Raw genomic sequence first — 23,474 nt, forward strand, 5'->3', positions numbered from 1 at the left:
ATGCCATTGGTATCCGGGGCCGAGGTCGTGCTGACCGCTGCCAATGCCGGTCGCGGGGTCGGCGCGTTCAACGTGATCCAGTTGGAGCATGCGACCGCGCTGATCGCCGGTGCCGAACAGGCCGGCGCGCCGGTCATCCTGCAGATCAGCGAGAACGCGGTGAAGTACCACGGCGCGCTCAAGCCGATCGGTGTCGCCACCCTCGCCGCCGCGGCCGCCGCGTCGGTCCCGGTCGTCGTCCACCTCGACCATGCGATGGACCGCGACCTGGTCACCGAGGCGGTCTCGCTCGGTTTCACCTCGGTCATGTACGACGCCTCGAAACTCGAGTACGCCGACAACGTCGCGGCGACCACCGAGGTCACCAGGTTCTGCCACGACCACGGCGTCTTCGTCGAGGCCGAGATCGGTGAGGTCGGCGGCAAGGACGGCGTCCACGCCCCCGGAGCCCGGACCCGTCCCGACGAGGCCGTCGCCTTCGCCGAGGCCACCGGCGTCGACGCGCTCGCGGTCGCCGTCGGCTCGTCGCACGCGATGACCGAACGCACCGCCACCCTCGACTTCGACCTGATCGGCGAACTCCACGCCGCGGTCGCCGTACCGCTCGTCCTGCACGGCTCCTCCGGCGTCGCGGACCCGGACCTCACCCGCGCCGTCGACGCCGGCATGACGAAGGTCAACATCGCCACCCACCTCAACAACGTCTTCACCGAGTCCGTTCGCAAGACGCTGGCCGAGAACCCGAAGCTCGTCGACACCCGCAAGTACCTGGGCCCCGCCCGCGACGCGGTGGCAGCGGAAGTAGCCCGTCTGCTGGGTGTTCTCAAGGCGGTCTGATGTCTTCCCAGCCGGGGCTCGCGCGGCGGCTTGGGGTTTTCGATGCCGTGGTGATCGGCGTCGGGTCGATGGTCGGCGCCGGTGTGTTCGCGGTGTGGGAGCCGGCGGCGCAGGCCGCTGGGGCCGGACTGCTGATCGGGCTGGTGATCGCGGCGGTTGTTGCCTATTGCAACGCCGTCTCCTCGGCGCAGTTGGCGGCCGTGTACCCCGTGTCCGGTGGGACGTATGTCTACGGCCGGGAGCGGCTGGGTGAGTGGTGGGGCTTCGCCGCGGGCTGGTGTTTCGTCATCGGGAAGACGGCGTCGTGTGCCGCGATGGCGTTGACCTTCGCCACCTACGTGGTGCCGGACGGCGGATGGCTGCGAAGGCTGGTCGCGTTGCTGGCTGTTGCCGCACTGGCGGCGGTCAACTATCGCGGTGTGACCAGGACTGCCCGGCTGACCAGGATCCTGGTTTCCTGCGTCTTGGTGGTGCTAGCTCTCGTGGTGGTGCTGCTCTTCACGGCCGACTCGCATCGCGACTTGCCGGCGCTCACCGGCACCTCGGTCTACGGGGTGTTGCAGGCGGCCGGCCTGTTGTTCTTCGCGTTCGCCGGGTACGCACGGATCGCCACGATGGGGGAGGAGGTCCGCGAACCCCAGCGGACCATCCCCCGGGCGATCACCATCGCCCTTGCCATTGCCATCGGCATCTATCTGCTCATCGGCGTCGCGCTCCTGCGGGTGCTCGACCCGGCGACGGCCACCGCACCACTGGCTGAGGCGGTCGGCGCGGCCTGGGCCCAGCCGGTGGTGCGGATCGGCGCGGCCCTGGCCAGCCTCGGAGCGTTGCTGGCGTTGATCGCCGGGATCGGCCGGACGTCGTTGGCGATGGCCCGGAACGGCGACCTGCCGACCTGGCTGGCCGCCGTACACCCGAGGTTCCAGGTTCCGCATCACGCCGAGCTGGCGCTGGCCGTGGTCGTCGGCATCCTGGTGCTCAGCACCGATCTGCGCGGCGTGATCGGCTTCTCGTCGTTCGGCGTACTGCTGTACTACGCGATCGCCAACGCGTCGGCGTTCACCCAGCCGGCCGATCAACGTCGATGGCCTCGCGCCGTCAACGTGATCGGTCTGGTCGGCTGTGTCGTGCTGGCGGTCACGCTGCCCTGGACCTCGGCCGTAGCCGGAGCCGCGGTTCTCGCCCTCGGGCTGGTCCTGCGGGGATTGCTCAGGAAAGGTCTTGGCGGATCCGCCAGAAGCTGAAACCGGTCAGACCCAACGCCAGCAGCAGGAACAACCCGAACTCCCGCCATTGCAGGACCCAGAACCGATCGGCGGCGAAGTACTTCACATGCTGCCGGTAGCCCTCGTCGGCCAGTCGCTCGAAACAGGCAGCCTGCTCCTCAGCTGTGTTCTCCCCCGAGCGGCCGGGCGGTGTCGGTCCACACTTGATCACCCAGTCCGGCAACGTACTCATTACCTTGCCGGACTTGTCAACCGTCTCGTCGGAGAGCTTCCAGGCTCCGACCGACCCGGTGTACACCTCCAGTTGTTTCACCTGCAAGGTGCTCTCCGACCCGGTCAGCATGAAGCCACGGACGTTCTCCTGCGTCGCGACGATGGTCGCCTCGGTCGGTGCGAGCAGGTGAGGCCGGATGAACGTCGGCGTCAGGATCTGCACCAGGATCACCACGGCCAGCGTGACCGCGAGCGCGACGAGAGTACGGCGTACGACGAGACCGATCGCGACACCGAGGGCGAACGCGAAGGCGGCGTACCCGATCGGGACCAGCCCGCGGGCGGAGAAGACGGGCGGGAACATCCGGGGCAGGAACGTGTTCGACTCCTGGCCGGCGTTGATCGCGTCGTCGATCGGGTCGGACCACCAGGTGACCACGAAGCTGAGCAGTCCGGTGAGGACGACTGCGGTCAGGCCGGTGAGCCCGACCTTGGTCGCGAGCCAGCGCCGCCTGCCGATGCTCTGACTCCAGACCAACCGATGCGTCCCGGTTTCCAGTTCGCGCGCGATCAGGGGTGCGCCCCAGAACGCCCCGATCACCGGCGGAACGGCGTACAGCAGGGCCTGGCCGACGTAGTACAGCCGGGGGCTGAGGCGCTCTAACGCGAGGTTCCGGATGAACTCGGTGGTCAGCCGCTCGTAGTCGTCCGCGAGTGCAGGTCCGGTGACGGCGAGGAAGCCGATCGCCGTGGCGATCACCGCCGCGACCACCAGGAACTGGACGCGGAACTGCCGCCAGGTCAGCCAGATCATCGTTGTACCTCCAGCAGCGGGCGTTCGGGGTGGGCCGGGGCAGTGCGGCCCAGGTACGCCAGCACCAGGTCTTCGAGGGTGAGCTGACTGACGCTCCAGGCCGGGTCGAGGATCGGCTGGTCGGTCCGGATCAGGAACGTGGACTGCCGGTCGGTGTGGCTTTCGGTCACCACGTGCTGATCCCGCGGCAGATTCCTGGCGTCGCGGTGTGGCCCGGTCAGCCGGTGGTGGGTCGCGAGCAGGGTGTCGATCTCTCCACTCACCTGGACCCGTGAATCGACCAGCACAATCAGGTAGTCACAGGCCCGCTCGACGTCGGACACCAGGTGCGAGGACAGGACGACGCTCAACTCCTGGTCGGCGACCGCCTCCATCAGGTCCTGCAGGAACTCGCGCCGGGCCAGCGGATCGAGCGCGGCGACGGGCTCGTCGAGGATCAGCAGTTCCGGGCGTTTGGCCAGGCCGAGGGTCAGCGCGAGCTGGGCCCGCTGACCGCCGGACAGCTTGCCGGCCCGCTGCTTCGGGTCGAGACCGAGGCGCTGAATCCTTTGCTGGGCAACGGAATCGTCCCACCCCGGATTGAGCTTCCGGCCCAGCTTGAGATGATCGGCGACGCTGAGCCGGCTGTACGTCGGCGTGTCCTGAGCGACGTACCCGACCTTCGCCTGCTGTGTCCCGGCCGGCGCCCCGAGGACCTCGGCGGTCCCGGTGGTCGGGCTGAGCATCCCGACCGCAAGGTTCAGCAGCGTGCTCTTACCCGCGCCGTTCGGACCGACGAGCCCGACCACATGCCCTGCCGGAACCTCCAGGTCGCAGTCGGCCAACGCCCACCGCCGGCCGTACCTCTTGCCCAGGCCCCGGGCCCGCAGTACGGCGCTCACGCTATGTCCTGCTGAGCGGTGGACCGAAAGGTTGTCATGAACAACGCCTCGATGCTCTCGTCGTCTAGGCCCGCCTTGCGGGCCTTGGCCAGCCAGCGGCGCAGGTCCTGCCGGAGCGGGCCGTGCGAGGCGAGCGTGTTGTCGGTGAGCGTCCGGGTCACGAACGTGCCGCGACCGGGCCGGGCCTGCACCAGACCCTCGTGCTCGAGTTCGCGGTAGGCCTTGAGCACGGTGTTCGGGTTGATCGCCAGCGCGGCGACCACGTCCTTGACGGTCGGCAACTGGTCACCCTCCCGCAGCAGTCCGAGCCGCAGCGCGTTCCGGACCTGCTGGACGATCTGCTGGTACGGCGAGACCCCCGACCGGCCGTCCAGATGGAACTCGATCATCTCCAACCCCATTCATCTAGGTGACTAGCACTATAGATGTATGGATCAAGACCGAGTCAAGATCATCCGCGGCCGCGGATTGGGTAAGGGTTGCCTGTATAGGCGAGAATGGTTGTCGTGAGCGAGCTGATCGATACCACCGAGATGTACCTGCGGACCATCTACGAGCTGGAAGAAGAGGGCATCCTGCCGCTGCGCGCGCGGATCGCCGAGCGTCTGCACCAGTCCGGTCCGACGGTCAGCCAGACGGTGGCGCGGATGGAGCGCGACGGGCTCGTCACGGTCGAGGGCGACCGGCACCTGGAGCTCACCGAGGTCGGCCGGAAGCAGGCGGTCCGGGTGATGCGCAAGCACCGCCTGGCCGAGCGGCTGCTGGTCGACGTGATCGGCCTGGAGTGGGAGGACGTGCACGCGGAGGCCTGCCGCTGGGAGCACGTGATGAGCGACGCGGTCGAACTGCGGCTGCTCAAGATCCTGAACAACCCCACCGAGTCGCCGTACGGCAACCCGATCCCCGGCCTGGAGGAACTGCTGAAGGACGGCCAGGCCAGCGGGATCGAGGAGTTCCGGATCGGCGTGGAGCCGCTGGACAAGGTGCTCGACGCCGCCACCGGTGAGAGCGTCCGCGTGCTGGTCCGCCGGATCGCCGAGCCGGTGCAGACCGACGACAGTGCGATGGCGGTACTGCGCAAGGCCGGCGCGCTGCCCGGCCGCGAGGTCGACTCCACCCTCGACGCCGAGGGCGTCCTGGTCGGCAGCCGCGACGCCGGCGGCGTGATCAGCGACGAGACGGCCGGCCACATCTTCGTCAGCCGGGTCTGAGGTCAGAGCACTGTTAAAACCGTCAACGCTGAGCGCTCGCCGCTGTACAGCGGGTGGTCACGAGGTAGCCTCTGTCCGCGATGCCTGAGAACGAGATCGACTGGCCGGAGTATCTGCGGGAGTTTCACACCGCGGCTCCGGGCAGCACCGAAGCCCTGCTGTCCCGAGCGGTAGCCGGAGATCACACGCCGTACCGCTGGCTGGTCCGTGCCGTCTCCGGCGAGGCCCGCCGCGTTCTCGACCTCGCGTGCGGGAACGGCCCGGTCGCGCGCGAGCTGCACGGGCGCTGGGTCGTCGGTGTGGACAACAACCCGGCCCAGCTCGCCGGCGCACCGGGTCCGAAGGTCCAGGCGGACGCGTTGCACCTTCCGTTCGCGAACGAGGTCTTCGACGTCGTCACCTGCTCGATGGGTCTGGCGGTGCTGCAGCCGCTGCCCGCCGTACTGGCCGAAGCGGCTCGGGTACTGCGGCGTGGCGGCGTACTGGCCGCGATCGTGCCGGCTGTGCGACCCCTTCGGCGGCGTGACATCCGCACGTTGAGCGGGCTGACCACCCGGCTGCGGTCGACTCCGCAGTTCCCGGCCGGTGGCGAGATCACCGAGCTCAAGGACAAGTTGCATCACGCCGGGTTCGACGTGATGGAGAGCCAGCGCGAGCGGTACGTGTACACGATCCGCGGCCGCGACGACGCCCAGCGCCTGGTCAACGCGCTCTACCTTCCCGGGACCCCGGCCGCCCGCCGTGAGATCGCGGCCGGCTGGCTCGCCGACCGCGCCGAGTCGAAGGACGGCCTCGAGGTCGCGATCCCGATCCGCCGGATCACCGCGATGCGCACCAAGCTGGCACTGACCGCCTCCTGATCGCCCGCGCCCGGCGGGACCTGCTGTAGGTAGCGTGTTCCTGTGAGTGCACTGCGCTGGTCCGTTCGGACGGTCGACCGGGCGCTCGACGGTGAGACGGTCTACCGCGAGCTGCTGGCCGGTGAACCCGTCGCGTTCTGGCTCGACGGGAGTCTGACGGACCGCGCGCCACGGCGGGTTTCGGTGCTCGGTACGACGCTCGGCCCCGGCGCGGAGGTCGTCGCACGCGATGTTTCCGACGGCGACGTGTTCACCGAGTTGCAGGGCCTGATCGCGGACAAGGCTGCGCGGCTGGGCGCCGTACCGGAGGAGTTGACCGGGCTCTTCAACGGTGGGTACGTCGGGTACTTCGGGTACGAACTGAAGGCGCTGACCGGCGGTGCCGCGGTCCACGAGTCGCCCACACCGGACGCACTGTGGCTCTGGGCGAACCGGTTCGTCGTGATCGACCACGACCGGGACGTCAGCTACCTGGTCAGCGTGGACGAGTCCGACGACGGCTGGCTGGAGAAGGCCGAGCGGGTCGCGGTCCACTGGTCGATGGCGGAGGTCGAGGCACCGGCGATCGCGCGACTCGATCTCGAGGCACACCTGGAGCAGGATCGGGCGACGTACCTGGCCGGGATCGGCAAGTGCATGGCCGCGCTCGAGGCGGGGGAGACGTACGAGGTCTGCCTGACCAACCGCGTCCGGCTCCCGGCAGTGCCAGATGCCTTCGAGTTCTTCCTCTGGCAGCGGGCGCACAATCCGGCGCCGTACGCCGCCTTCCTCCGGTACGGCGATCTCGCGGTGGCCAGCTCGTCGCCGGAACGGTTCCTGACCGTGGACGCGGACGGATGGGCGGAGTGCCGGCCGATCAAGGGCACCGCGCCGCGGGAGGCCGACCCGGCTGCCGACCAGCTGGCCGCGAAGGCATTGGCCGAGGACGAGAAGACCCGGGCCGAGAACCTGATGATCGTCGACCTGATCCGCAACGACCTCGGCCGGGTGAGCGAACCCGGGACGGTGCACGTGCCGCAGCTGATGCAGGTCGAGACCTACCGGACCGTCCACCAGCTCGTCACCACCGTGCGCGGGCGGCTGCGGTCCGGGGTGTCCGCGATCGACGCCGTCCGGGCGTGCTTCCCGCCGGGGTCGATGACCGGGGCGCCGAAGATCCGGACGATGGAGATCCTCGACGAGCTCGAGTCCAGTGCGCGCGGGGTGTACTCGGGGGCGCTCGGCTACCTGACCGTGGACGGGCGGGCGGATCTCAGCGTGGTGATCCGTACGGCGGTGCTGACGCCGTCCGGGACCGTGGTCGGTGCGGGCGGGGCGATCGTGCTGGACTCGGAGCCGGTCGCGGAGTACGACGAAATGGTGCTGAAGGCAAGAGCAGCCGTCGGCGGGAACGCCGCGGCCGAAGGGTGGGGGAGATGAGCGGTGTGCAGGTGGCGGACTCGTTTCTGGTTGCCAATGGCAAGGTTCGGGGGATCGAGCTGCACCGGGACCGGTTCGTCGGGTCGTGTGCGGCCGTCGGGGTCGACGCTTCGGCGTTCTGGGACGAGCAGATCGGCCGGTTGCCCGGTTTCGGCCGCTGGTTCCCGCGCTTCGAGCTGCGCACCTCGGGAGAGCTGGCGGTCCAGCTCCGGCCCGCGCCGCCGACCGGCGGCCGGGTCCGGGTCGTCGTCCACGAAGGTCCGGATCCGCGGACGGCGCCGCGGGTAAAGGGCCCGGACCTCGAACTCCTCGGCAAGTTGCGCGAAGCCGCATCGCATCGCGCCGACGAGATCGTCCTGCTCGACCAGGACGGCACCGTGTTGGAGGCGGCGTACTCCGCCATCGCCTGGTGGGAGGACGACACCCTCTGCTTCCCGCCCGCCGACCGCCCTCTCCTGCCCTCGGTCACCGCGCGACTCCTCCGCCGGATCGCCACCACACACGGCGTCGACACCGCCGAACGAGCCCGCACCCCCGCCGACCTCCAGTCCCACGAGGTCTGGCTCCTCAACGCCCTCCACGGCATCCGCCCCGTCCACGCCTGGTCCGACTCCGCCATCGACCCCCTCCCCAACTCCCAATCCACCACCTGGCAACACCACCTCACCACCCTCGCCCAACCTCTCTGACCCCCCCGCCACCACAAGCTTCCGCCCCGGCCGGCCGCGCCCCAGTCACAGGACCGGATATCCCCTGGAGTTGTCGGTTCTCCCCTCGCATGCGAACAGAGAACCCCCAACCGCAAGGGATATCCCCTCGTACGCCGTCCTGCCGGCCGATCGGATCAGCCTGCGCCATCCAGCCGTACGGGTCGGTCCGGTGGTGCCGGCGCTGAAGAAGGCGCTCCAGCAGAGCCATGCGTCCTCCGGGGAAGCTTGACCCCCGGACCCCGATCGGTGCTATGGTTCGTTACTCAAGTAATGAACCTAAGAACCTGTCGACCCCGCGAGAGGAGGCCGTGATGTTCGACGATCGGAGCCCGATCTATCTGCAGATCGCCGAGCAGATCAAGAACGACATCGTCACCGGCGCCCTCGCCGAGGACGAGCAGGTGATGTCGACGAACCAGTACGCCGCGTTCTACCGGATCAACCCGGCCACCGCGGCCAAGGGGTTCGCCCAACTGGTCGACGAGGGCGTGCTCTACAAGAAGCGCGGAATCGGGATGTTCGTCAGCCCGAACGCGCGGGAGCTGCTCCGCACCAGCCGGCGTGACTCGTTCTTCGCCGACGTGGTCGACCCGATGATCCGGGAGGCCAAGGCGATCGGCGTACCGCTCAAGGACGTCGTCCAGCACATCCGAACCTACGGGGACGCGTGATGACCAACCGCACCTTGGAAACCGTGGACCTCACCACCACGGAGGAGACCGGCTACGCGCTGGCGGCGCGGACGGAGAACCTGTCGGTCCGGTTCGCCGGTGTGCCCGCGCTCGACCGGCTCGACCTGCGGCTCGCGCCGGGGAAGATCCACGGCCTGCTCGGCCGCAACGGCTCCGGCAAGAGCACGCTCGCGGCCGTGCTGGCCGGGTTCCGGCAACCGGACGACGGTCGCGTCCTGATCGAGGGCGGTGACCTCGGTACGGCGGCCGAGCCGTACGAGAACGCCGTCGTCACCGGCCGGATCTGCCTGATCCGCGAATCGGGCGACCTGATCGACGCGGCGCCGGTCAAGCACGTGCTCGGCCTGGCCGCGAGCCTGCGCCCGTACTGGGACGCCGATCTCGCGGGTGAGTTGCTCGACCGGTTCGAGGTGCCGACGAACAAGAAGGTGCAGAAGCTGTCCCGCGGCAAGAAGTCCGCGCTCGGTGTCGTGCTCGGGCTCGCCAGCCGGGCGCCGCTGACCATCTTCGACGAGACCTATCTGGGCATGGACGTGCCGTCGCGCAACCTGTTCTACGACGCTCTGCTCGCCGACTACGCCGAGGTGCCGCGGACGATCGTGCTGTCGACGCACCTGGTCAGCGAGGTCAGCACGATGCTCGAGGAGGTCGTCATCCTCGACAGCGGACGGCTGGTCACGCAGTCGCCGGTAGACGCGCTCCGCGGCCGCGGTGCGTCGATCGTCGGGCCGGCCGCGGCGGTGGACGAGTTCACCGCCGGGTTCACCGTGCTCGCGGAGGAGAAGCTCGGCGGCACCAAGTCGGCCACGATCCTCGGCGACCTCGACCCGGAGTCGGTCGCGCGGGCCGGCGCCGCCGGTCTCGAGATCGGCCCGGTCGGCCTCCAGGATCTCTTCGTCCACCTGACGTCCAACGGCAAGGGGGTACGCCGGTGAGCGCCGTACTCGATCAGCAGGTGCAGGCGCTGCCGCGAGGTGTCACCTCGACGGACCGGTTGCGGCAGGTGCTGCGGTCGATGATGGTCGGCACCCGGCCGATGCTGGTCGGTTACTGGCTCATCATGATCCTCGCGTTCTGCGCGGTCGGCGTCGCGTTCAAACTCGCCACCGGCGGGATCGACCACAGCATGTGGGACTACGGCACCCAGTCGCCGAAGTACTTCTCGATGGCGCTGGGAATCACCCTCACCCCGGCGTACTTCACCCTGCTGATCGCCCAGAGCATCACCCGGCGGATGTTTTCCGTTGCCGCAAGCATCTATCTCACCGGGGCGGCGGCCGCGACCGCGGTGCTGTGGGTGCTGGTCTACCAGGCCGAGCACCTCCTCTACCGCTCGCAGGGCTGGGCGCAGACGCTGGCGAACCCGCACCTGTTCGGTGACACCTCACAGGCCGGTCTGATCTTCACCGAGTTCTTCCTGCTGGTCCTGTCGCACGAGACGGCCGGCTGGTTGCTCGGGATCACGTTCTACCGGTTCGGCTTCTGGCGCGGAGTGCTGATGCTGCCGCTGGCGGTGCTCCCGGCGGCCGCGGCCGAGTTCCTGCTGGTCGCCCAGTGGCTCGCCGACGCGCTCAGCAGCATCGGCTACCAGCGTCCGCCACTGGCTGTCGCGGTCCCGTCCATCCTGGTGGTGAGTGCGCTCGGCCTGTACGTCGGCTATCTCGTCCTGCGGCCGATGGCACTCAAACCGGCGAAGGGCTGACCACCCCGGTTATGCACAGGGGGTGTGTATAAGTCGGGGGATTCTGTGGATGGCCGGGGGATCATTGTGGACGACACGCGGTCGGTCGCGAATTGACGAAATCTCTTGGCAGGAAAGGGTTGTGCGGCGCCGGGCGACGGCGGTAGAAATGGCGACACGCCGCCTCTGATGGAGGCGGCGGGTCGAACGGAAACCGAGGACCCTAGCGGTGGGGATCCCCACCGAGGTAGACCGGTGACGGGGTCTGCCGGTCCCAACGGACCCGTTCGGGAGGCTGGAGACGTCACCTTCCTTCAGCTATGCGGGGCCCCTCCGACTCATACTCGGAGGGGCCTCGCTTCTGTGTGCCTATCGGCACCGAGCGGTGTCGTTAACGACGCGAAGCCGGCCGGCGCACAGAACGGAGGTGCGCGGGCCGGCGGTCAGGACCCACCGGGTCGGGGTCCCGACGTCGGGCCGTGGCGACGTGAGCCGCCACGGCCGAATCAATCAGTTGAGAGTGATCCTCAGCGCCGAGGACGAGCCGCGGGCCGCGACGTGCACCTCCACTCCACGGGTCGTGGTGACGAGCCGGTACGACGCACTGCGGCCGTCCAGCGAGACACTCTTCACCGTCGCGCCGGCCGGCAGGACGGCGCCGATGGTGAACTTCGCGCCGACACCCTTCACCTTCACGTCGGTCCGCAATTCCTTACCTGCAAGGCGTGCGGACACGTCGATGGATCCGCGACCCAGCCGGATGTTGCTCCCGGCCACCTTCTGCTGGCCCTCCGGGAGCTGCGGGACCACTGCGACCTTGCCGTGGCCGAGATCCGGGTCGACGCCGAGTTGCTGGTGCACCACCGGCCACAGGATGCCGTACGCGCCCCACGCCTGGAGTGCCATCGAGCGGTCGTAGAACGGCCGGCCGATGTTCGCCGGTGCGTCGGGTGACGGTGCGATCTCCGGCATCGCGCCCGGCGTCTCCCACACCGACGGGTCGAGCTGGATCCGGGCGTTGCCGGTGGTGTAGAACTGCTGCTGGTTCCTGCCCAGCCGCCCGAAGTTGCCCTCGGCAACCGCCATGATCGAGGTGTTCAGCCCGAACATGGCCCGTTCGCTCTGGACCTCGGAGACGATCGGGTCACACGACGGTCCGCGGTTGCCGCCCGCGGCCGAGGTCGGCCCGGTGCCGGTGTGGTACAGGCCGAACTCGCCTGTGTAACAAGGTTTCTCGCGCTGGTCGAGGGCGATGTGCGCATGGTCGGCCGAGGCCAGCGGGGAGTCCGGCCGGCCGGGCCGGTTCAGGACCGCCTCCATCGGCGTGACACCGATCCAGTGCCGCTGGAAGATCGGCGTGTTGTCGTTCGCGGGGTTGTCGGGGTCGTCGACCGAGTCGGCGTACCCCATCGCCTGCGGGACCCACCACTGCGCCTCGAAGCGGGACTCCAGGTCGTCGGCCCGGGCGGTCGCCCACTGCTGGACCCGGGTGTCGCGCTTGGACGCGGCCAGGTCGGCGAGGTCGCGCAGACCGCGGGCGAGGTAGACGGTGCTGTCGAGTTTCTCCACGCCCATCCCGCTGCGTTCGACGTTCGCCAGACCCTCCGGCCAGCCGTCGCCGTCCTTGTCCAGTTCGCGGTAGACGTACCGCAGGTTGCGGACACTGAAGTCGTACATCGAGTCACGGAACCTGTCGTCGCCGGTCCACCGCCACAGCAGCGCGACCGCGCTCGGAAACTTCACCGTTTCGTCGGTGTTACCCGCGCTCTGGTTCGAACCGAAGTACACGTCACCGGTGGGGACGACCTCGTGCGCGACCTTGCCGCTGCGGTCGTTGAGGAGGTCGCTGATGTCCCGCAGCGCGCGCAAGTGTTCCTTTACCGTGTCGAACTGGCCGGCCGCGACCGCGGCGAACGCCATGTACTCACCGTCCGTCGCGAAGATCCACGGGTAGTCCGGGAAGCCTGCGCCGAACCAGCGTGCGCGGTCGACGGTGCCGACCGGGGCGGGGTAGTCCTTGCCTTCGTTGACGTCGCGGATGCGCAGGTTGCGTGCCTCCTGCACCGAGTCCGCCAGGTTCTGCTTGCTCCACTCGACACTCTGCTGCAGCAGCCGGTCACCAGGCAGGTCCACCACCGACAGAGCGTCGATCTTCCGACGGTCCCGGGCCTTTGCCTTCAGCAACGCTTCCGGACTGCTCAGGGCGCGGCGGTACTCGCGGTGCGCGGCGGCCACCCCGTCGTCCGATCCCGCCACCGCGAACCAGATGGTCTTCGACTTCCGGGGGGCGAGCTTCACGTCGTACGTGAGGCGCCCGCCGGTCCCCTTGCCGACCAGCGAGTCGTCGCAGCGGGCCGGCGTCGTCCCGTCGGCCGGGCAGATCACCGCCGGGTCCTGCGGGCCGCGGTGGTTCGGTCCGAGGGCGTGGCTCGTTGGACGCAGGGACGATCCGACGAATGCGGCGTAGTCGTGGGCGGTCGCGTTCGGGAACGACGGTGTGCCCTGCTCGCGGAACCGCAGCGATCCGTCGGCGTAGGCACCCGTGTCCGGCAGGTTGGCGTCGGCCGCGCTCGGCGTCGTCCAGCCCCACGGGTACGACGCCATCAGTTCGGAGTGGGCGTCCACGTCGAGCTTGACCGTCTTCGCCGTACTGGACTCGAGCGTGAGCCCGACAAGGGTCGCGCGGATGCCGTCGGGGACGAAGTCGGTACGGCGTACGCGCACGTCGCCGGCGTAGTCGATCCGGCTGTAGCCGTGCCCGCTGGTGTACTTCTGCGCCGCCACGTCCTTGCCGAGCCAGGCGCCGTCGAGCCCGAACCACAGGCCGTCGAGCAACTTGATCGGCTGAGTCCAGAAGCCTCCCATCTCGCCGCGGATGTGCCACCCGGCGGCGGGGTAGAGGCCGGTCTCGTCGCCCATCGCGTAGGCGCGATCCCCGACCACCAGCGACCGCCGGTCGGCCAGCCGGGTGGTCTCCGAGAGCTCTGACGGTCCGACGGACGGCCGGCCACCCGTCGTACTCGGAGCCGAGCCGGCGGTTGCGGAGGCGCTGCCGGCCAGGATGGTGGCGGCGGCGAGCAGCGCGACGCCGGCCGTGCGCCTGGCCCGGCGTGGTGGGGCGGTGCTGCGTCTGACGGTTGGGCGGAGAGTCATGGCGGAGTCCTCCTTCTCGCGGCACGCATGCGCCGCATCACCCAGGGGCTGAGCTGCCCCTGATCACCAGTTCGGGTTGCAGCAGACGTTGGGCCGGTACGTCGGGCGCGGTACCGGTCAGGATGGCGATGAGCTCGGACGCGATCTGGTCCATCGGTTGCCGGAGGCTGGTCAGGCCGGGGGAGACGACCGACGCGAGTGGTGAGTCGTCGAAGCCGGTGACGCCGACGTCGACGCCGGGAGTGAGACCGCGCGCGCCGAGCTCGCGGAGCGCACCGAGGGCGAGAACGTCGCTCAAGGCAACGATCCCGTCCGGCGGCTGGTCGCCGTCGAGCAGTTCGGCGGTCGCCCGGGCGCCGTCGTCGATGGTGTCCTCACCGCAGCGCACGGCCAGTCCGCCGGTGGGCAGGCCGAGCTCCTTGCAGCGATTGCGCCAGCCGGCGAGCCGGTCCTCGGCCAGACCGGACGACTTCGGCCAGCTGAGAAACGCGATGCGCCGGCGGCCGGTGTCGTACAGGTGCTGCACCGCGGTCGCGGTGCCGGACGCGCCGTCGACGTCGACCCACGCGCCGGGCTGGACGGTCTCCTTCCAGACCCGGCCGAACGACACGAACGGGATCTGCTTGTCCTTGAGCCAGCCGTGCCGCGGGTCGTGGGTCTCGGTCTGCGAGAGGACGAACCCGTCGACCAGGCGGCGCGCGTGCAGGTCGTCGTACACCGGCATGCCCTCGAGGGCGGGCGGGGCGGTGAACAGCAGGATGTGCCGGCCGGAGGCTTCGGCGGCGGCGCAGAGCGCGTGCAGGAACTGGTCCATCACCAGGTGGGTCTGGTTCGGCCAGCTCGGCACGCAGTAGCCGATCAGTTCGACCGCGCTGGTGCGCAGGCTGCGCGCATTACGATTGGGCCGGTAGTTGAGCAGCTCGATCGAGCGGTTCACCCGTTCGAGCGTGTCCGGGCGGAGGCGGTGGGGTGCATTGAGGGCGTTCGACACCGTCTGCACCGACACCTCGGCGTGGGCGGCGACCTGCTTCAACGTGGCCACGGCACCCTCCCACAGACACTTTGAACGTTAAAACCATCCGCAGTTTCCCTCCCGCCCCGCCCGGTGTCAACGCCTCGGCGACCCGCGCGAGGTTGGTGAGCTCGCGCGGGTGCCGTCCAGGTCCGACTGCTCCGACCGTCACCGAGGAACGCATGCGGTCGACGTTTATGAATGCCGTCAGGTCGTGTGGCCTCCGTCGATGGTGAGTTCGGTGCCGGTGATGTACGCCGCGTCGGGGCCGGCGAGGTAGGTGATTGCGGTGGCGACCTCGGTCGGGGTGCCGAAGCGATCGAGGGCCAGGTCGGCGATCTGGGCGGCGGCGAACGGGCCGTCCGCGGGGTTCAGGTCGGTGTCGATCGGGCCGGGCTGGACGACGTTCGACGTGATGCCGCGGGGCCCGAGTTCACGGGCCAGGGCTTTGCTCATGCCGATCAGCGCGGACTTGCTCATCGCGTACAGCGTCATCCCGGGACTGGTGACCCGGCCGGCGGCACAACTGCCCAGGTGAATCAGTCGACCCCCGTCGGACAGCCTCGGTACGGCGGCCTGCGCGGCGACGTAGGCACCACGGATGTTGACCGCGAGCACGCGATCCACGTCGTCGAGCGTGAAGTCGGTGATCGGGCCGATCGCGCCGACGCCCGCGTTGTTCACCAGGATGTCGAGACCGCCGAGCCGGTCCGCAGCCCGGGCGACGCCGTCTGCCACCGCGACCGCGTCGGCCGCGTCGACCTCGAGGGCGTACGCCGTACGCCCGAGCGCCTCGATCTCCTTCACCACCGTCGCCGCCGCGTCGGCAGAACTGTTGTAGGTCAGCGCGACATCCGCGCCCCGCCGTGCCAGGGCGATCGCCGTCGCCGCGCCGATCCCGCGGCTGCCACCGGTCACGAGTGCCTTCTTGCCAAGTAGTTCGTTCATGCCTCCAGTCCACCGGCACGCGGCCGCCGGTTCTGGCGGGAATCCGACACCGGATCCTTGCGTCGCATTCCCGCGACAATCAGCTGGCCCGCGACACCTCCATGTCGCAAAACCGCTAGAGACTGTCGGTGGCGGCAGCGATGCTGGGGGACGTGTACGAATGCAGAGAGCGGTGTGTCCGCGCGGTCCAGTCCAAGGACGCGCGGTTCGACGGGTGGTTCTTCACCGCGGTGCTGACGACGCGGATCTACTGCCGGCCGAGTTGCCCGGTGGCGCCGCCCAAGGTGGAGAACATGCGGTTCTACCCGAGTGCCGCCGCCGCTCAGCAGGCCGGGTTCCGCGCCTGCAAGCGCTGCCGGCCGGACGCCAGTCCGGGATCACCGGAGTGGAACGACCGTGCCGACCTCGTCGCCCGGGCGATGCGGCTGATCGCGGACGGAGTCGTCGACCGCGACGGCGTACCAGGACTCGCTGCCCAGCTCGGCTACAGCGTTCGCCAGGTGCAGCGTCAGTTGCTGGCCGAGCTCGGGGCCGGCCCGCTGGCGATCGCCCGGGCCCAGCGCGCGCAGACCGCCCGGCTGCTGATCGAGACCAGCGACCTGCAGATGGCCGACGTTGCCTTCGCGGCCGGGTTCTCCAGTGTGCGGACCTTCAACGAGACGGTGCAGGAAGTGTTCGCGCTGTCCCCGACCGAGCTCCGCCGCCGCGCCAGGCGAGGTACGACGACATCCGCGCCCGGCACCATCTCGCTCCGGCTCCCGTTCCGCGCACCGCTGACGCCCGACAACCTGTTCGGTCACCTGATAGCCACCGGCGTACCGGGTGTGGAGGAGTGGCGCGACGGTCACTATCGACGGACGCTCAGGCTCCCGCACGGACACGGAGTGGTCGCGTTGAAGCCGATGCCCGACCACATCGCGTGCCAACTGTCCCTGACCGACCAGCGTGACCTCGCGATCGCGATCAGCCGGTGCCGGCGGATGCTCGATCTGGACGCCGACCCGGTCGCGGTCGACGACCTGTTGAGCACCGACCCGGTGCTCGCGCCGTTGATCGCGAAGGCGCCCGGTCGTCGGGTTCCGCACACCGTCGACGGCGAGGAGTTCGCCGTCCGGGCCGTGCTCGGGCAGCAGGTGTCGACCGCGGCCGCCCGGACGCATGCTCATCGGCTCGTCCTGCAGCACGGTGAGCCGATCGAGGACGCGGCCGGCGGGCTCACCCATCTGTTCCCGACCATGCAGTCGCTGGCCGGGCTCGATCCCGAAACCCTTGCCTTCCCGAAGTCCCGTCGTACGACGTTGATGACACTGATCCGGACCCTGGCCGCCGGTGAGGTCGACCTCGGTGCGGGCAGCGACTGGGACAAGGCGCGGCAGCAACTCGATGCCCTGCCGGGGATCGGGCCGTGGACGGTCGAGTCGATCGCGATGCGCGCGCTCGGCGACCCGGACGCCTTCGTGGCCAGTGATTTGGGTGTCCGGTACGCCGCCCGTCATCTAGGCTTGCCGGAAGCCCCCAAAGCCCTGACCGCCCACGCGCGTGCGTGGCGTCCTTGGCGCGCGTACGCGGTGCAGTACCTGTGGGCCACCGGCGACCACGCGATCAACACGATTCCCGCGGAGTGAGCATGACCGAGTTGTCCACCGACCGTCTCCTGCTGCGCCAGTGGCGCGAGTCCGACCGCGAGCCGTTCGCCGCGATGAACGCGGACCCGGCGGTGATGGAGCACTTCCCGTCGACCATGACACCGGAGCAGAGCGACGACTTCGTCGACCGGTTCAGCCCGGCGATCGACGAGCGCGGCTGGGGACTGTGGGCGCTGGAGGTGCGGGAGACCGGCCGGTTCATCGGATTCACCGGGCTGTCGGTGCCGAGCTTCGAGGCGCACTTCACGCCCGCGGTCGAGATCGGCTGGCGGCTGATGAAAGAGGCCTGGGGCAACGGTTACGCGACCGAGGCGGCCCGCGCGGCGCTGGCGCACGGGTTCGGTCCGGCCGGCCTGGACGAGATCGTCTCGTTCACCACCACCACGAACCTGCCGTCCCAGCGGGTCATGCAGCGGATCGGGATGACGCACGACGAGGCCGACGACTTCGACCACCCGCGGATCGCCCCGGGCCACCGACTGCGCCGCCACGTTCTCTACCGGATCGACCGCGCGCAGTGGGAGGCGACGCGGTGACGTACGCCGTCGTGGACAGCCCGCTCGGCCCGCTCACGCTGGTCGACAGGGACGGCCGCCTCGCCGGCGTCTACATGGAGCAGCATCGGCACCGCCCGCCGATCGAGACCTTCGGGGACCGCGACGACTCGGTTCTCCCCGCGGTCGCCGAGCAACTGATCGAGTACTTCCACCACGGCCGTACGACGTTCGACGTACCACTGCACCTGGCGGGCACGCCGTTCCAGCAGCGGGTGTGGATCGCCCTACAGGACATCCCCTACGGCGAGACCACCACGTACGGCGAACTCGCCCGGACCCTCGGTCTCGTGCCGGGCGCATCTCGCGCGGTCGGGCTCGCCAACGGCAAGAACCCGATCAGCATCATCGTGCCGTGCCACCGCGTGGTGGGCTCGACCGGCAACCTCACCGGGTACGGCGGAGGCCTCGAGCGCAAGCAGGCCCTGCTGGACCACGAACGGGTGACGCACTCTTCTGAGAAAGTGCTCATTCGGTGAGCACTTATCGGGCGCATGCTGGGAGTATGAGCACACCGACCGATGACGAAGCGCTGGCCTGCACGACCGCCGACGAGTGGCGGGCCTGGCTGGCGGCGAACGGGCGGGTCGAGCGATCGGTCTGGCTGATCATTCACCGGGACGAGGCGGGGATCGGCCTCACGAGCGCCGTCGAGCACGCGTTGTGCTTCGGCTGGATCGACAGCAAGACGGTCCAGCGGGACGACAGGACGACGTACCAGTGCTTCACGCCGCGGAACCCGCGCAGCACGTGGAGCAAGGTCAACCGCGACCGGGTCGAACGCCTCACCGCGGCGGGCCTGATGGCTCCCGCCGGTCAGGAACTCGTCGACCTGGCCAAACGCACCGGCACCTGGGACCTCCTGGCCGACGCGCAGAACCTGATCGTTCCCGCCGACCTGCAGGCAGCCCTGGACGAGAACCCCGTTGCGGACAAGCACTTCCGGGCCTTCCCGCCGTCCGCCCGCCGCACGATCCTCGAGTGGATCACCCTGGCCAAACGCCCCGAGACCCGCGCCCGCCGCATCCGCCAAACGGTGGACCAGGCCGCGCTGAACCAGCGGGCCAACCAACCGAGGTGAGCCGCCGGGGGGGTGAACACCACGCGGGGGACGTGCACAGGTGTTGCCTGTGCACGGCCCCGTTCGCTGTGGCAAGTCCCGCCGGCCGGCTGGGAGCTCAGGTCGGGGTGTTGGCGGGGTCGTCGAGGCGTTCGGCGGCGGGTGGACCGGCTGGCGTCCGACGGCGGGTGGTGAGGCGGCGGGCCAGGGGTTCGGTGTAGCGGGCGGCGATCGGGCCCAGGATGACCAGGATCAGCACGTACGCCGTCGCCAGCGGGCCGAGCCGTGGTTCGACGCCCACCGCGAGACCGGCGATGACGATGGAAAACTCGCCCCGGGCGACCAGGGTGCCGCCGGCCCGCCAGCGCCCGGCCGATCCGACGTTGGCGCGGCGGGCGGCGTACCAGCCCGTGGCGATCTTCGTCAGCGCGGTCAGGACCGCGAGTCCGAGGGCGATCGCGAGCACCGGCGGGATCTCCCTCGGATCGGTGCTCAGCCCGAAGAAGACGAAGAAGACCGCGGCGAACAGGTCCCGCAACGGGCTCAGCAGGTTCCGCGCCCCGTGCGCGACCTCACCCGACAACGCGATCCCGACCAGGAACGCGCCGACCGCCGCCGACACCTGCAACTGCTGTGCGATCCCGGCGACCAGCAACGTCATCCCGAGCACGACCAGCAGCAGCATCTCCGGGTTGTCGGACGACACGGCCCGGCTGATCAGGCGTCCGTAGCGCAAGGCAACGAACAGGACGATGCTCACCGTGCCGAGCGAGATCAGCAACGTGATGCTGCCGCCGGCGAGCCCGACACCGGCGAGCAGCGCGGTCAGGATCGGCAGGTAGACCGCCATCGACAGGTCCTCGAGCACCAGAATCCCCAGCACCACCGGGGTTTCCCGGTTACCGAGCCGCCCGAGGTCGCCGACGACCTTGGCGATCACCCCCGACGACGAGATCCAGGTGACACCGGCCAGCGCGACCGCGGCCACCGGTCCCCAGCCGAGGAGCAACGCCACGGCAGCGCCGGGTAACGCATTGAGCAGGAAGTCCACGACACCGGAGATGTACTGCGTCTTCAACGTGCCGACCAGGTCGCTGGCCGTGTACTCGAGGCCGAGCAGCAACAGCAGCAGGATGACGCCGATCTCGGCGCCGGTGGCGACGAACTCCTCGCTGGCCGCCAACGGCAGCAACCCGCCGTGTCCGAACGCCAGCCCGGCCAGCAGGTAGAGCGGAATCGGCGAAAAACCGAACCGGGCGGCGATCCGGCCGAGGATGCCGAGGGCAAGGATGACCGCGCCCAGCTCGATCAGCAGGGCGGTGGTGTTCTCGTGCATCTCTCACCCACCCGCGATCAGGTCGTTCACCGCGTCGACGCCCTCGCGGGTGCCGACCACGACGAGCGTGTCACCGGTCGCGAACCGGAAGTCCGGCGCCGGCGACGGGGTGGCCCCGGTCCGGCGCAGGACGGCGACGATCGACGCACCGGTCCGGCTGCGGGCCTGGGTGTCACCGAGCGTGCGGCCGGAGTACGGCGACTTGGCCGTGATCGGGATGTGTTCGGTGACCAGGTCGATCTCGATCTCGCCGCGGACCGGGTCGATCGGCGCGGGCAGGAGCAACTGGGCCAGGGCGGCCGCCTCGCCGGGATCCAGTGGGACGGAGTCCTTGCAGTTGTCGTCGTCCTGCGGGTCGTGGAAGCCGAGGAACCGCCGTCCGTCGTCGTGCACCACCACCGAGACATGCTTGCCGCCTTCGGTGATCAGGTCGTACCGGGTGCCGATCCCGGGCAACGTCGTCTTGGTCGGGTGGGCCTGCTGGTCCATGATTCCTCGATCCGCGATAGCTGGCGTCTGCAACCATTATCCCAAAGCCTCAGCAGCCGGTCCGGAACTCGACTGTGATCCTGGATGCAATCAGGTGCAGTGCAACGCGTTGCATAGCTAGAGTCCTGACATGGCCCTGGAACACGCGATTCTCGTCTCGCTGACCGAGCGGGCGGCGTCCGGTTACGAGCTGGCCCGGCGGTTCGACCGGTCGATCGGGTACTTCTGGCCGGCCACCCACCAGCAGATCTACCGGGTCCTGCGCCGGATGGACGAGGCCGGCTGGGTCCGGCACACCGAGATCGCGCAGGACGGGCGGCCGGACAAGAAGGTGTACCGGGTGTCCGCGGCCGGCAAGGCGGAGCTGACCCGGTGGCTGGCCGAGCCGGAGGACCCCGCCGTACTGCGCGACGGTCTCGGGGTGAAGTTGCGCGGTGCGTCGATCGGTGATCCGAACGTCGTACTGAAGGAAGTCGAGCGGCACCGGGCCGAGCACGCCACCCGGCTCGAGATCTACCGCGGGATCCAGAAACGGGACTTCCCGAAACCGGCCAGGCTGCACGGCCGGGACCTGCACCAGTACCTCGTCCTGCGCGGTGGCATCCGCGCCGAGGAGTCGTTCGTGGAGTGGTGTGACGAAGTGATCGAGGCCCTCCGAAAGGACAATCGATGAGCGCCTACCCGCACCTGTTGGCTCCGCTTGATCTTGGGCATGTGGTGCTGCCGAATCGGGTGATCATGGGCTCGATGCATACCGGCCTGGAGGACCGGGCGAAGGACCTGCCCAGGCTGGCGGCGTACTTCGCCGAGCGGGCCCGCGGCGGGGTCGGCCTGATGGTGACCGGCGGCTACGCACCGAACCGGACCGGCTGGCTCACCCCGTTCGGCTCGAAGCTGACCAGCAGCCGCCAGGCGCGCAAGCACCGCATCGTCACCGACGCCGTGCACGCCGAGGGCGGCCGGATCGCCCTGCAGATCCTGCACGCCGGCCGGTACGCGTACCACCCGTTCAGCGTCTCCGCCTCGGCTCTGAAGGCCCCGATCAACCCGTTCAGGCCGCGTGCCCTGACCGACCGCGGCGTCCGCCGGCAGATCACCGCGTACGTCGACTGTGCGGCGCTGGCCCGGGAGGCCGGGTACGACGGCGTCGAGATCATGGGGTCCGAGGGGTACTTCATCAACCAGTTCCTGTCCGAGCGGACCAACCGGCGCACCGACCGCTGGGGCGGTAGCCCGGAGAACCGCCGCCGGCTCGCGGTCGAGATCGTCCGGCGGACCCGCGAACGCGTCGGGGACGACTTCCTGATCATCTACCGGCTGTCGATGGCCGACCTGGTCGAGGGCGGCCAGTCCTGGGACGAGGTCGTTGCGCTGGGCAAGGAGATCGAGGCGGCCGGTGCCTCGATCATCAACACCGGCATCGGCTGGCACGAGGCCCGGGTGCCGACGATCGTGACCTCGGTGCCGCGCGCTGCCTTCACCGGCGTGACCGCTGCCTTCAAGCCGCACGTGAGTGTCCCGGTCGTCACGTCGAACCGGATCAACCTGCCGCAGGTGGCCGAAGAGGTGCTGGCGCGCGGCGACGCCGACCTGGTCAGCATGGCCCGGCCGTTCCTCGCCGACCCTGACTGGGTGCTCAAGGCAACCACTGGCCGCGCCGACGAGATCAACGTCTGCATCGCCTGCAACCAGGCCTGTCTGGACCATGTCTTCGCCAAGCGGAAGGCGAGCTGCATGGTCAACCCGAGGGCGGCGCGCGAGACCGAGCTGCGGTTACTGCCCACCCGCCGTACGAAGAACATCGCGGTCGTCGGGGCCGGTCCGGCCGGCCTGGCCGCGGCGGTGACGGCGGCCGAGCGCGGACACCGGGTGGAGCTGTTCGAGGCCGACGACGAGATCGGCGGGCAGTTCGGGATCGCGCGGCGGATCCCCGGCAAGGAGGAGTTCGCCGAGACGATCCGCTACTACCGGCGCCGGCTCGACCTGACCGGCGTCGAGCTGCACCTCGGGCACCGAGCGACGGCCGAGGACCTGGCCGGCTTCGACGAGATCGTGCTGGCCACTGGAGTCGTCCCACGCGTTCCGGCAATCCCCGGCATCGACCACTCGAAGGTTCTCTCGTACGTCGAGGTCGTCCGCGACCGCAAGCCGGTCGGCAGTACCGTCGCGGTCATCGGAGCCGGTGGGATCGGCGTGGACGTGAGTGAGTTCCTGACCACCGAAGCGTCACCCGCGCTGGACCTCGAGGCGTGGAAGGCGGAGTGGGGCGTGACCGATCCGAGATTCGCCCCCGGCGCACTCACCACGCCGCGGCCCGAGCCCTCGCCGCGGCGCGTCTATCTCCTGCAGCGCAAGCCCGGGAAGATCGGCGCCGGCCCGGGCAAGACCACCGGCTGGGTACACCGAGCGGCCTTGAAGAACAAGCAGGTCGAGCAACTGCGTGGCGTCAACTACGAACGCATCGACGACGACGGTTTGCATCTCACCTTCGGCCCGAAGCGCGAGAATCCACGGGTCCTGAACGTCGACACCGTCGTTGTCTGCGCCGGCCAGGAACCGGTGCGCGACCTCGCCGACGCCTTGCGCGACACCGGTCGCCCGGTGCACCTGATCGGCGGGGCCCACGTCGCCGCCGAACTCGACGCCAAACGCGCCATCGACCAGGCCACCCGGCTGGCCCTCACTCTGTGAACGGTTCCAGCGACGCAGCGTAAAGCTGACAGTTCAATTAG

Annotated in this window: 23 protein-coding genes; 15 read left to right on the forward strand and 8 right to left on the reverse strand. The window is 69.5% G+C overall.

The window, feature by feature from the left end; genetic code table 11:
* Complete coding sequence (locus ACYVOK_RS10945; RefSeq protein ID WP_460662210.1) at positions 1–837, forward strand: class II fructose-bisphosphate aldolase; 837 nt, start codon at positions 1–3, stop codon at positions 835–837.
* Positions 837–2,081, forward strand: coding sequence for an APC family permease (locus ACYVOK_RS10950; protein ID WP_460662211.1), 1,245 nt, complete (start codon positions 837–839; stop codon positions 2,079–2,081). Before ACYVOK_RS10945 ends, ACYVOK_RS10950 begins: the two co-directional genes overlap by 1 nt.
* On the opposite strand, the gene ACYVOK_RS10955 is transcribed toward ACYVOK_RS10950, so the two are convergent.
* Genes ACYVOK_RS10955 through ACYVOK_RS10965 form a run of 3 tightly spaced genes read right to left on the reverse strand, consistent with a single transcriptional unit; the run spans position 2,047 to position 4,372 of the window.
* Positions 2,047–3,090, reverse strand: coding sequence for an ABC transporter permease (locus tag ACYVOK_RS10955; protein WP_460662212.1), 1,044 nt, complete (start codon positions 3,088–3,090; stop codon positions 2,047–2,049). The genes ACYVOK_RS10950 and ACYVOK_RS10955 overlap by 35 nt on opposite strands.
* A complete protein-coding gene (locus ACYVOK_RS10960) occupies positions 3,087–3,971 on the reverse strand; it encodes an ABC transporter ATP-binding protein (RefSeq protein ID WP_460662213.1) in 885 nt (294 codons plus the stop codon). Before ACYVOK_RS10960 ends, ACYVOK_RS10955 begins: the two co-directional genes overlap by 4 nt.
* Positions 3,968–4,372, reverse strand: coding sequence for a GntR family transcriptional regulator (locus ACYVOK_RS10965; protein ID WP_460662214.1), 405 nt, complete (start codon positions 4,370–4,372; stop codon positions 3,968–3,970). The genes ACYVOK_RS10960 and ACYVOK_RS10965 overlap by 4 nt, the downstream gene beginning before the upstream one ends.
* A 96-nt stretch (positions 4,373–4,468) precedes the next feature.
* Here ACYVOK_RS10965 and ACYVOK_RS10970 point away from each other — a divergent pair, with 96 nt between their 5' ends.
* From ACYVOK_RS10970 to ACYVOK_RS11000, 7 genes are all read left to right on the forward strand, one after another.
* Positions 4,469–5,182 carry a metal-dependent transcriptional regulator gene (locus ACYVOK_RS10970; protein ID WP_460662215.1) on the forward strand — a complete coding sequence of 238 codons (714 nt, stop codon included), beginning with the start codon at positions 4,469–4,471 and terminating at the stop codon, positions 5,180–5,182.
* Positions 5,183–5,262: 80 nt separating this feature from the next.
* Positions 5,263–6,042 carry a class I SAM-dependent methyltransferase gene (locus ACYVOK_RS10975; RefSeq protein ID WP_460662216.1) on the forward strand — a complete coding sequence of 260 codons (780 nt, stop codon included), beginning with the start codon at positions 5,263–5,265 and terminating at the stop codon, positions 6,040–6,042.
* A 42-nt stretch (positions 6,043–6,084) separates the two neighbouring features.
* Entirely contained in the window at positions 6,085–7,461 is a 1,377-nt protein-coding gene (pabB, locus tag ACYVOK_RS10980) for an aminodeoxychorismate synthase component I (protein ID WP_460662217.1), read from the forward strand.
* Positions 7,458–8,150: an aminotransferase class IV gene (locus ACYVOK_RS10985; protein ID WP_460662218.1), complete on the forward strand. Its 693-nt coding sequence runs from the start codon at positions 7,458–7,460 to the stop codon at positions 8,148–8,150. Before pabB ends, ACYVOK_RS10985 begins: the two co-directional genes overlap by 4 nt.
* A 332-nt stretch (positions 8,151–8,482) precedes the next feature.
* The gene (locus tag ACYVOK_RS10990) at positions 8,483–8,842 is read left to right on the forward strand and encodes a GntR family transcriptional regulator (protein WP_460662219.1); all 360 of its coding nucleotides are present in this window, start codon (positions 8,483–8,485) and stop codon (positions 8,840–8,842) included.
* The gene (locus ACYVOK_RS10995; RefSeq protein ID WP_460662220.1) at positions 8,842–9,798 is read left to right on the forward strand and encodes an ATP-binding cassette domain-containing protein; all 957 of its coding nucleotides are present in this window, start codon (positions 8,842–8,844) and stop codon (positions 9,796–9,798) included. The genes ACYVOK_RS10990 and ACYVOK_RS10995 overlap by 1 nt, the downstream gene beginning before the upstream one ends.
* A complete protein-coding gene (locus ACYVOK_RS11000; protein ID WP_460662221.1) occupies positions 9,795–10,565 on the forward strand; it encodes a hypothetical protein in 771 nt (256 codons plus the stop codon). Before ACYVOK_RS10995 ends, ACYVOK_RS11000 begins: the two co-directional genes overlap by 4 nt.
* A 489-nt stretch (positions 10,566–11,054) precedes the next feature.
* Here ACYVOK_RS11000 and ACYVOK_RS11005 read toward each other — a convergent pair whose 3' ends face one another.
* The 3 genes from ACYVOK_RS11005 to ACYVOK_RS11015 all read right to left on the reverse strand — a co-directional run bounded on the left by ACYVOK_RS11005 (position 11,055) and on the right by ACYVOK_RS11015 (position 15,657).
* On the reverse strand, positions 11,055–13,697 hold the full coding sequence (locus ACYVOK_RS11005) for a glucosidase family protein (protein ID WP_460662222.1): 2,643 nt from the start codon (positions 13,695–13,697) through the stop codon (positions 11,055–11,057).
* A gap of 37 nt (positions 13,698–13,734) precedes the next feature.
* A complete protein-coding gene (locus ACYVOK_RS11010; RefSeq protein ID WP_460662223.1) occupies positions 13,735–14,739 on the reverse strand; it encodes a LacI family DNA-binding transcriptional regulator in 1,005 nt (334 codons plus the stop codon).
* Between the two features lie 177 nt (positions 14,740–14,916).
* Positions 14,917–15,657 carry an SDR family oxidoreductase gene (locus ACYVOK_RS11015; RefSeq protein WP_460662224.1) on the reverse strand — a complete coding sequence of 247 codons (741 nt, stop codon included), beginning with the start codon at positions 15,655–15,657 and terminating at the stop codon, positions 14,917–14,919.
* A 128-nt stretch (positions 15,658–15,785) separates the two neighbouring features.
* Here ACYVOK_RS11015 and ACYVOK_RS11020 point away from each other — a divergent pair, with 128 nt between their 5' ends.
* Genes ACYVOK_RS11020 through ACYVOK_RS11035 form a run of 4 tightly spaced genes read left to right on the forward strand, consistent with a single transcriptional unit; the run spans position 15,786 to position 18,938 of the window.
* On the forward strand, positions 15,786–17,282 hold the full coding sequence (locus ACYVOK_RS11020; RefSeq protein WP_460662225.1) for an AlkA N-terminal domain-containing protein: 1,497 nt from the start codon (positions 15,786–15,788) through the stop codon (positions 17,280–17,282).
* A 2-nt stretch (positions 17,283–17,284) separates the two neighbouring features.
* Positions 17,285–17,839 (forward strand): GNAT family N-acetyltransferase, encoded by a 555-nt coding sequence (locus tag ACYVOK_RS11025; RefSeq protein WP_460662226.1) that lies wholly within the window; start codon positions 17,285–17,287, stop codon positions 17,837–17,839.
* On the forward strand, positions 17,836–18,336 hold the full coding sequence (locus ACYVOK_RS11030; RefSeq protein WP_460662227.1) for a methylated-DNA--[protein]-cysteine S-methyltransferase: 501 nt from the start codon (positions 17,836–17,838) through the stop codon (positions 18,334–18,336). Before ACYVOK_RS11025 ends, ACYVOK_RS11030 begins: the two co-directional genes overlap by 4 nt.
* Positions 18,337–18,362: 26 nt before the next feature.
* A complete protein-coding gene (locus ACYVOK_RS11035; RefSeq protein WP_460662228.1) occupies positions 18,363–18,938 on the forward strand; it encodes a YdeI/OmpD-associated family protein in 576 nt (191 codons plus the stop codon).
* A 97-nt stretch (positions 18,939–19,035) separates the two neighbouring features.
* On the opposite strand, the gene ACYVOK_RS11040 is transcribed toward ACYVOK_RS11035, so the two are convergent.
* Both ACYVOK_RS11040 and ACYVOK_RS11045 read right to left on the reverse strand, forming a co-directional pair.
* Positions 19,036–20,253: a cation:proton antiporter gene (locus ACYVOK_RS11040; protein ID WP_460662229.1), complete on the reverse strand. Its 1,218-nt coding sequence runs from the start codon at positions 20,251–20,253 to the stop codon at positions 19,036–19,038.
* A 3-nt stretch (positions 20,254–20,256) separates the two neighbouring features.
* Complete coding sequence (locus tag ACYVOK_RS11045; RefSeq protein ID WP_460662230.1) at positions 20,257–20,742, reverse strand: cation:proton antiporter regulatory subunit; 486 nt, start codon at positions 20,740–20,742, stop codon at positions 20,257–20,259.
* Between the two features lie 130 nt (positions 20,743–20,872).
* Between ACYVOK_RS11045 and ACYVOK_RS11050 the strand changes: the two genes are divergently transcribed.
* Both ACYVOK_RS11050 and ACYVOK_RS11055 read left to right on the forward strand, forming a co-directional pair.
* Complete coding sequence (locus tag ACYVOK_RS11050; protein WP_460662231.1) at positions 20,873–21,415, forward strand: PadR family transcriptional regulator; 543 nt, start codon at positions 20,873–20,875, stop codon at positions 21,413–21,415.
* Complete coding sequence (locus ACYVOK_RS11055) at positions 21,412–23,433, forward strand: oxidoreductase (RefSeq protein ID WP_460662232.1); 2,022 nt, start codon at positions 21,412–21,414, stop codon at positions 23,431–23,433. The genes ACYVOK_RS11050 and ACYVOK_RS11055 overlap by 4 nt, the downstream gene beginning before the upstream one ends.
* Positions 23,434–23,474 lie beyond the last annotated feature (41 nt).

The organism is Kribbella swartbergensis (assembly GCF_054784135.1).

Bases quoted from the DNA above. Each gene is read 5' to 3' on its own strand.
- ACYVOK_RS10970 (WP_460662215.1), top strand. From the start codon at position 4,469: ATGGTTGTCGTGAGCGAGCTGATCGATACCACCGAGATGTACCTGCGG.
- ACYVOK_RS10950 (WP_460662211.1), top strand. From the start codon at position 837: ATGTCTTCCCAGCCGGGGCTCGCGCGGCGGCTTGGGGTTTTCGATGCC.
- ACYVOK_RS11025 (WP_460662226.1), top strand. From the start codon at position 17,285: ATGACCGAGTTGTCCACCGACCGTCTCCTGCTGCGCCAGTGGCGCGAG.
- ACYVOK_RS10990 (WP_460662219.1), top strand. From the start codon at position 8,483: ATGTTCGACGATCGGAGCCCGATCTATCTGCAGATCGCCGAGCAGATC.
- ACYVOK_RS11005 (WP_460662222.1), bottom strand. From the start codon at position 13,697: ATGACTCTCCGCCCAACCGTCAGACGCAGCACCGCCCCACCACGCCGG.
- ACYVOK_RS11015 (WP_460662224.1), bottom strand. From the start codon at position 15,657: ATGAACGAACTACTTGGCAAGAAGGCACTCGTGACCGGTGGCAGCCGC.
- ACYVOK_RS11055 (WP_460662232.1), top strand. From the start codon at position 21,412: ATGAGCGCCTACCCGCACCTGTTGGCTCCGCTTGATCTTGGGCATGTG.
- ACYVOK_RS10985 (WP_460662218.1), top strand. From the start codon at position 7,458: ATGAGCGGTGTGCAGGTGGCGGACTCGTTTCTGGTTGCCAATGGCAAG.
- ACYVOK_RS10965 (WP_460662214.1), bottom strand. From the start codon at position 4,372: ATGGGGTTGGAGATGATCGAGTTCCATCTGGACGGCCGGTCGGGGGTC.
- ACYVOK_RS10995 (WP_460662220.1), top strand. From the start codon at position 8,842: ATGACCAACCGCACCTTGGAAACCGTGGACCTCACCACCACGGAGGAG.
- ACYVOK_RS11050 (WP_460662231.1), top strand. From the start codon at position 20,873: ATGGCCCTGGAACACGCGATTCTCGTCTCGCTGACCGAGCGGGCGGCG.
- ACYVOK_RS10975 (WP_460662216.1), top strand. From the start codon at position 5,263: ATGCCTGAGAACGAGATCGACTGGCCGGAGTATCTGCGGGAGTTTCAC.
- ACYVOK_RS11045 (WP_460662230.1), bottom strand. From the start codon at position 20,742: ATGGACCAGCAGGCCCACCCGACCAAGACGACGTTGCCCGGGATCGGC.
- ACYVOK_RS11040 (WP_460662229.1), bottom strand. From the start codon at position 20,253: ATGCACGAGAACACCACCGCCCTGCTGATCGAGCTGGGCGCGGTCATC.
- ACYVOK_RS11035 (WP_460662228.1), top strand. From the start codon at position 18,363: ATGAGCACACCGACCGATGACGAAGCGCTGGCCTGCACGACCGCCGAC.
- ACYVOK_RS10945 (WP_460662210.1), top strand. From the start codon at position 1: ATGCCATTGGTATCCGGGGCCGAGGTCGTGCTGACCGCTGCCAATGCC.
- ACYVOK_RS10955 (WP_460662212.1), bottom strand. From the start codon at position 3,090: ATGATCTGGCTGACCTGGCGGCAGTTCCGCGTCCAGTTCCTGGTGGTC.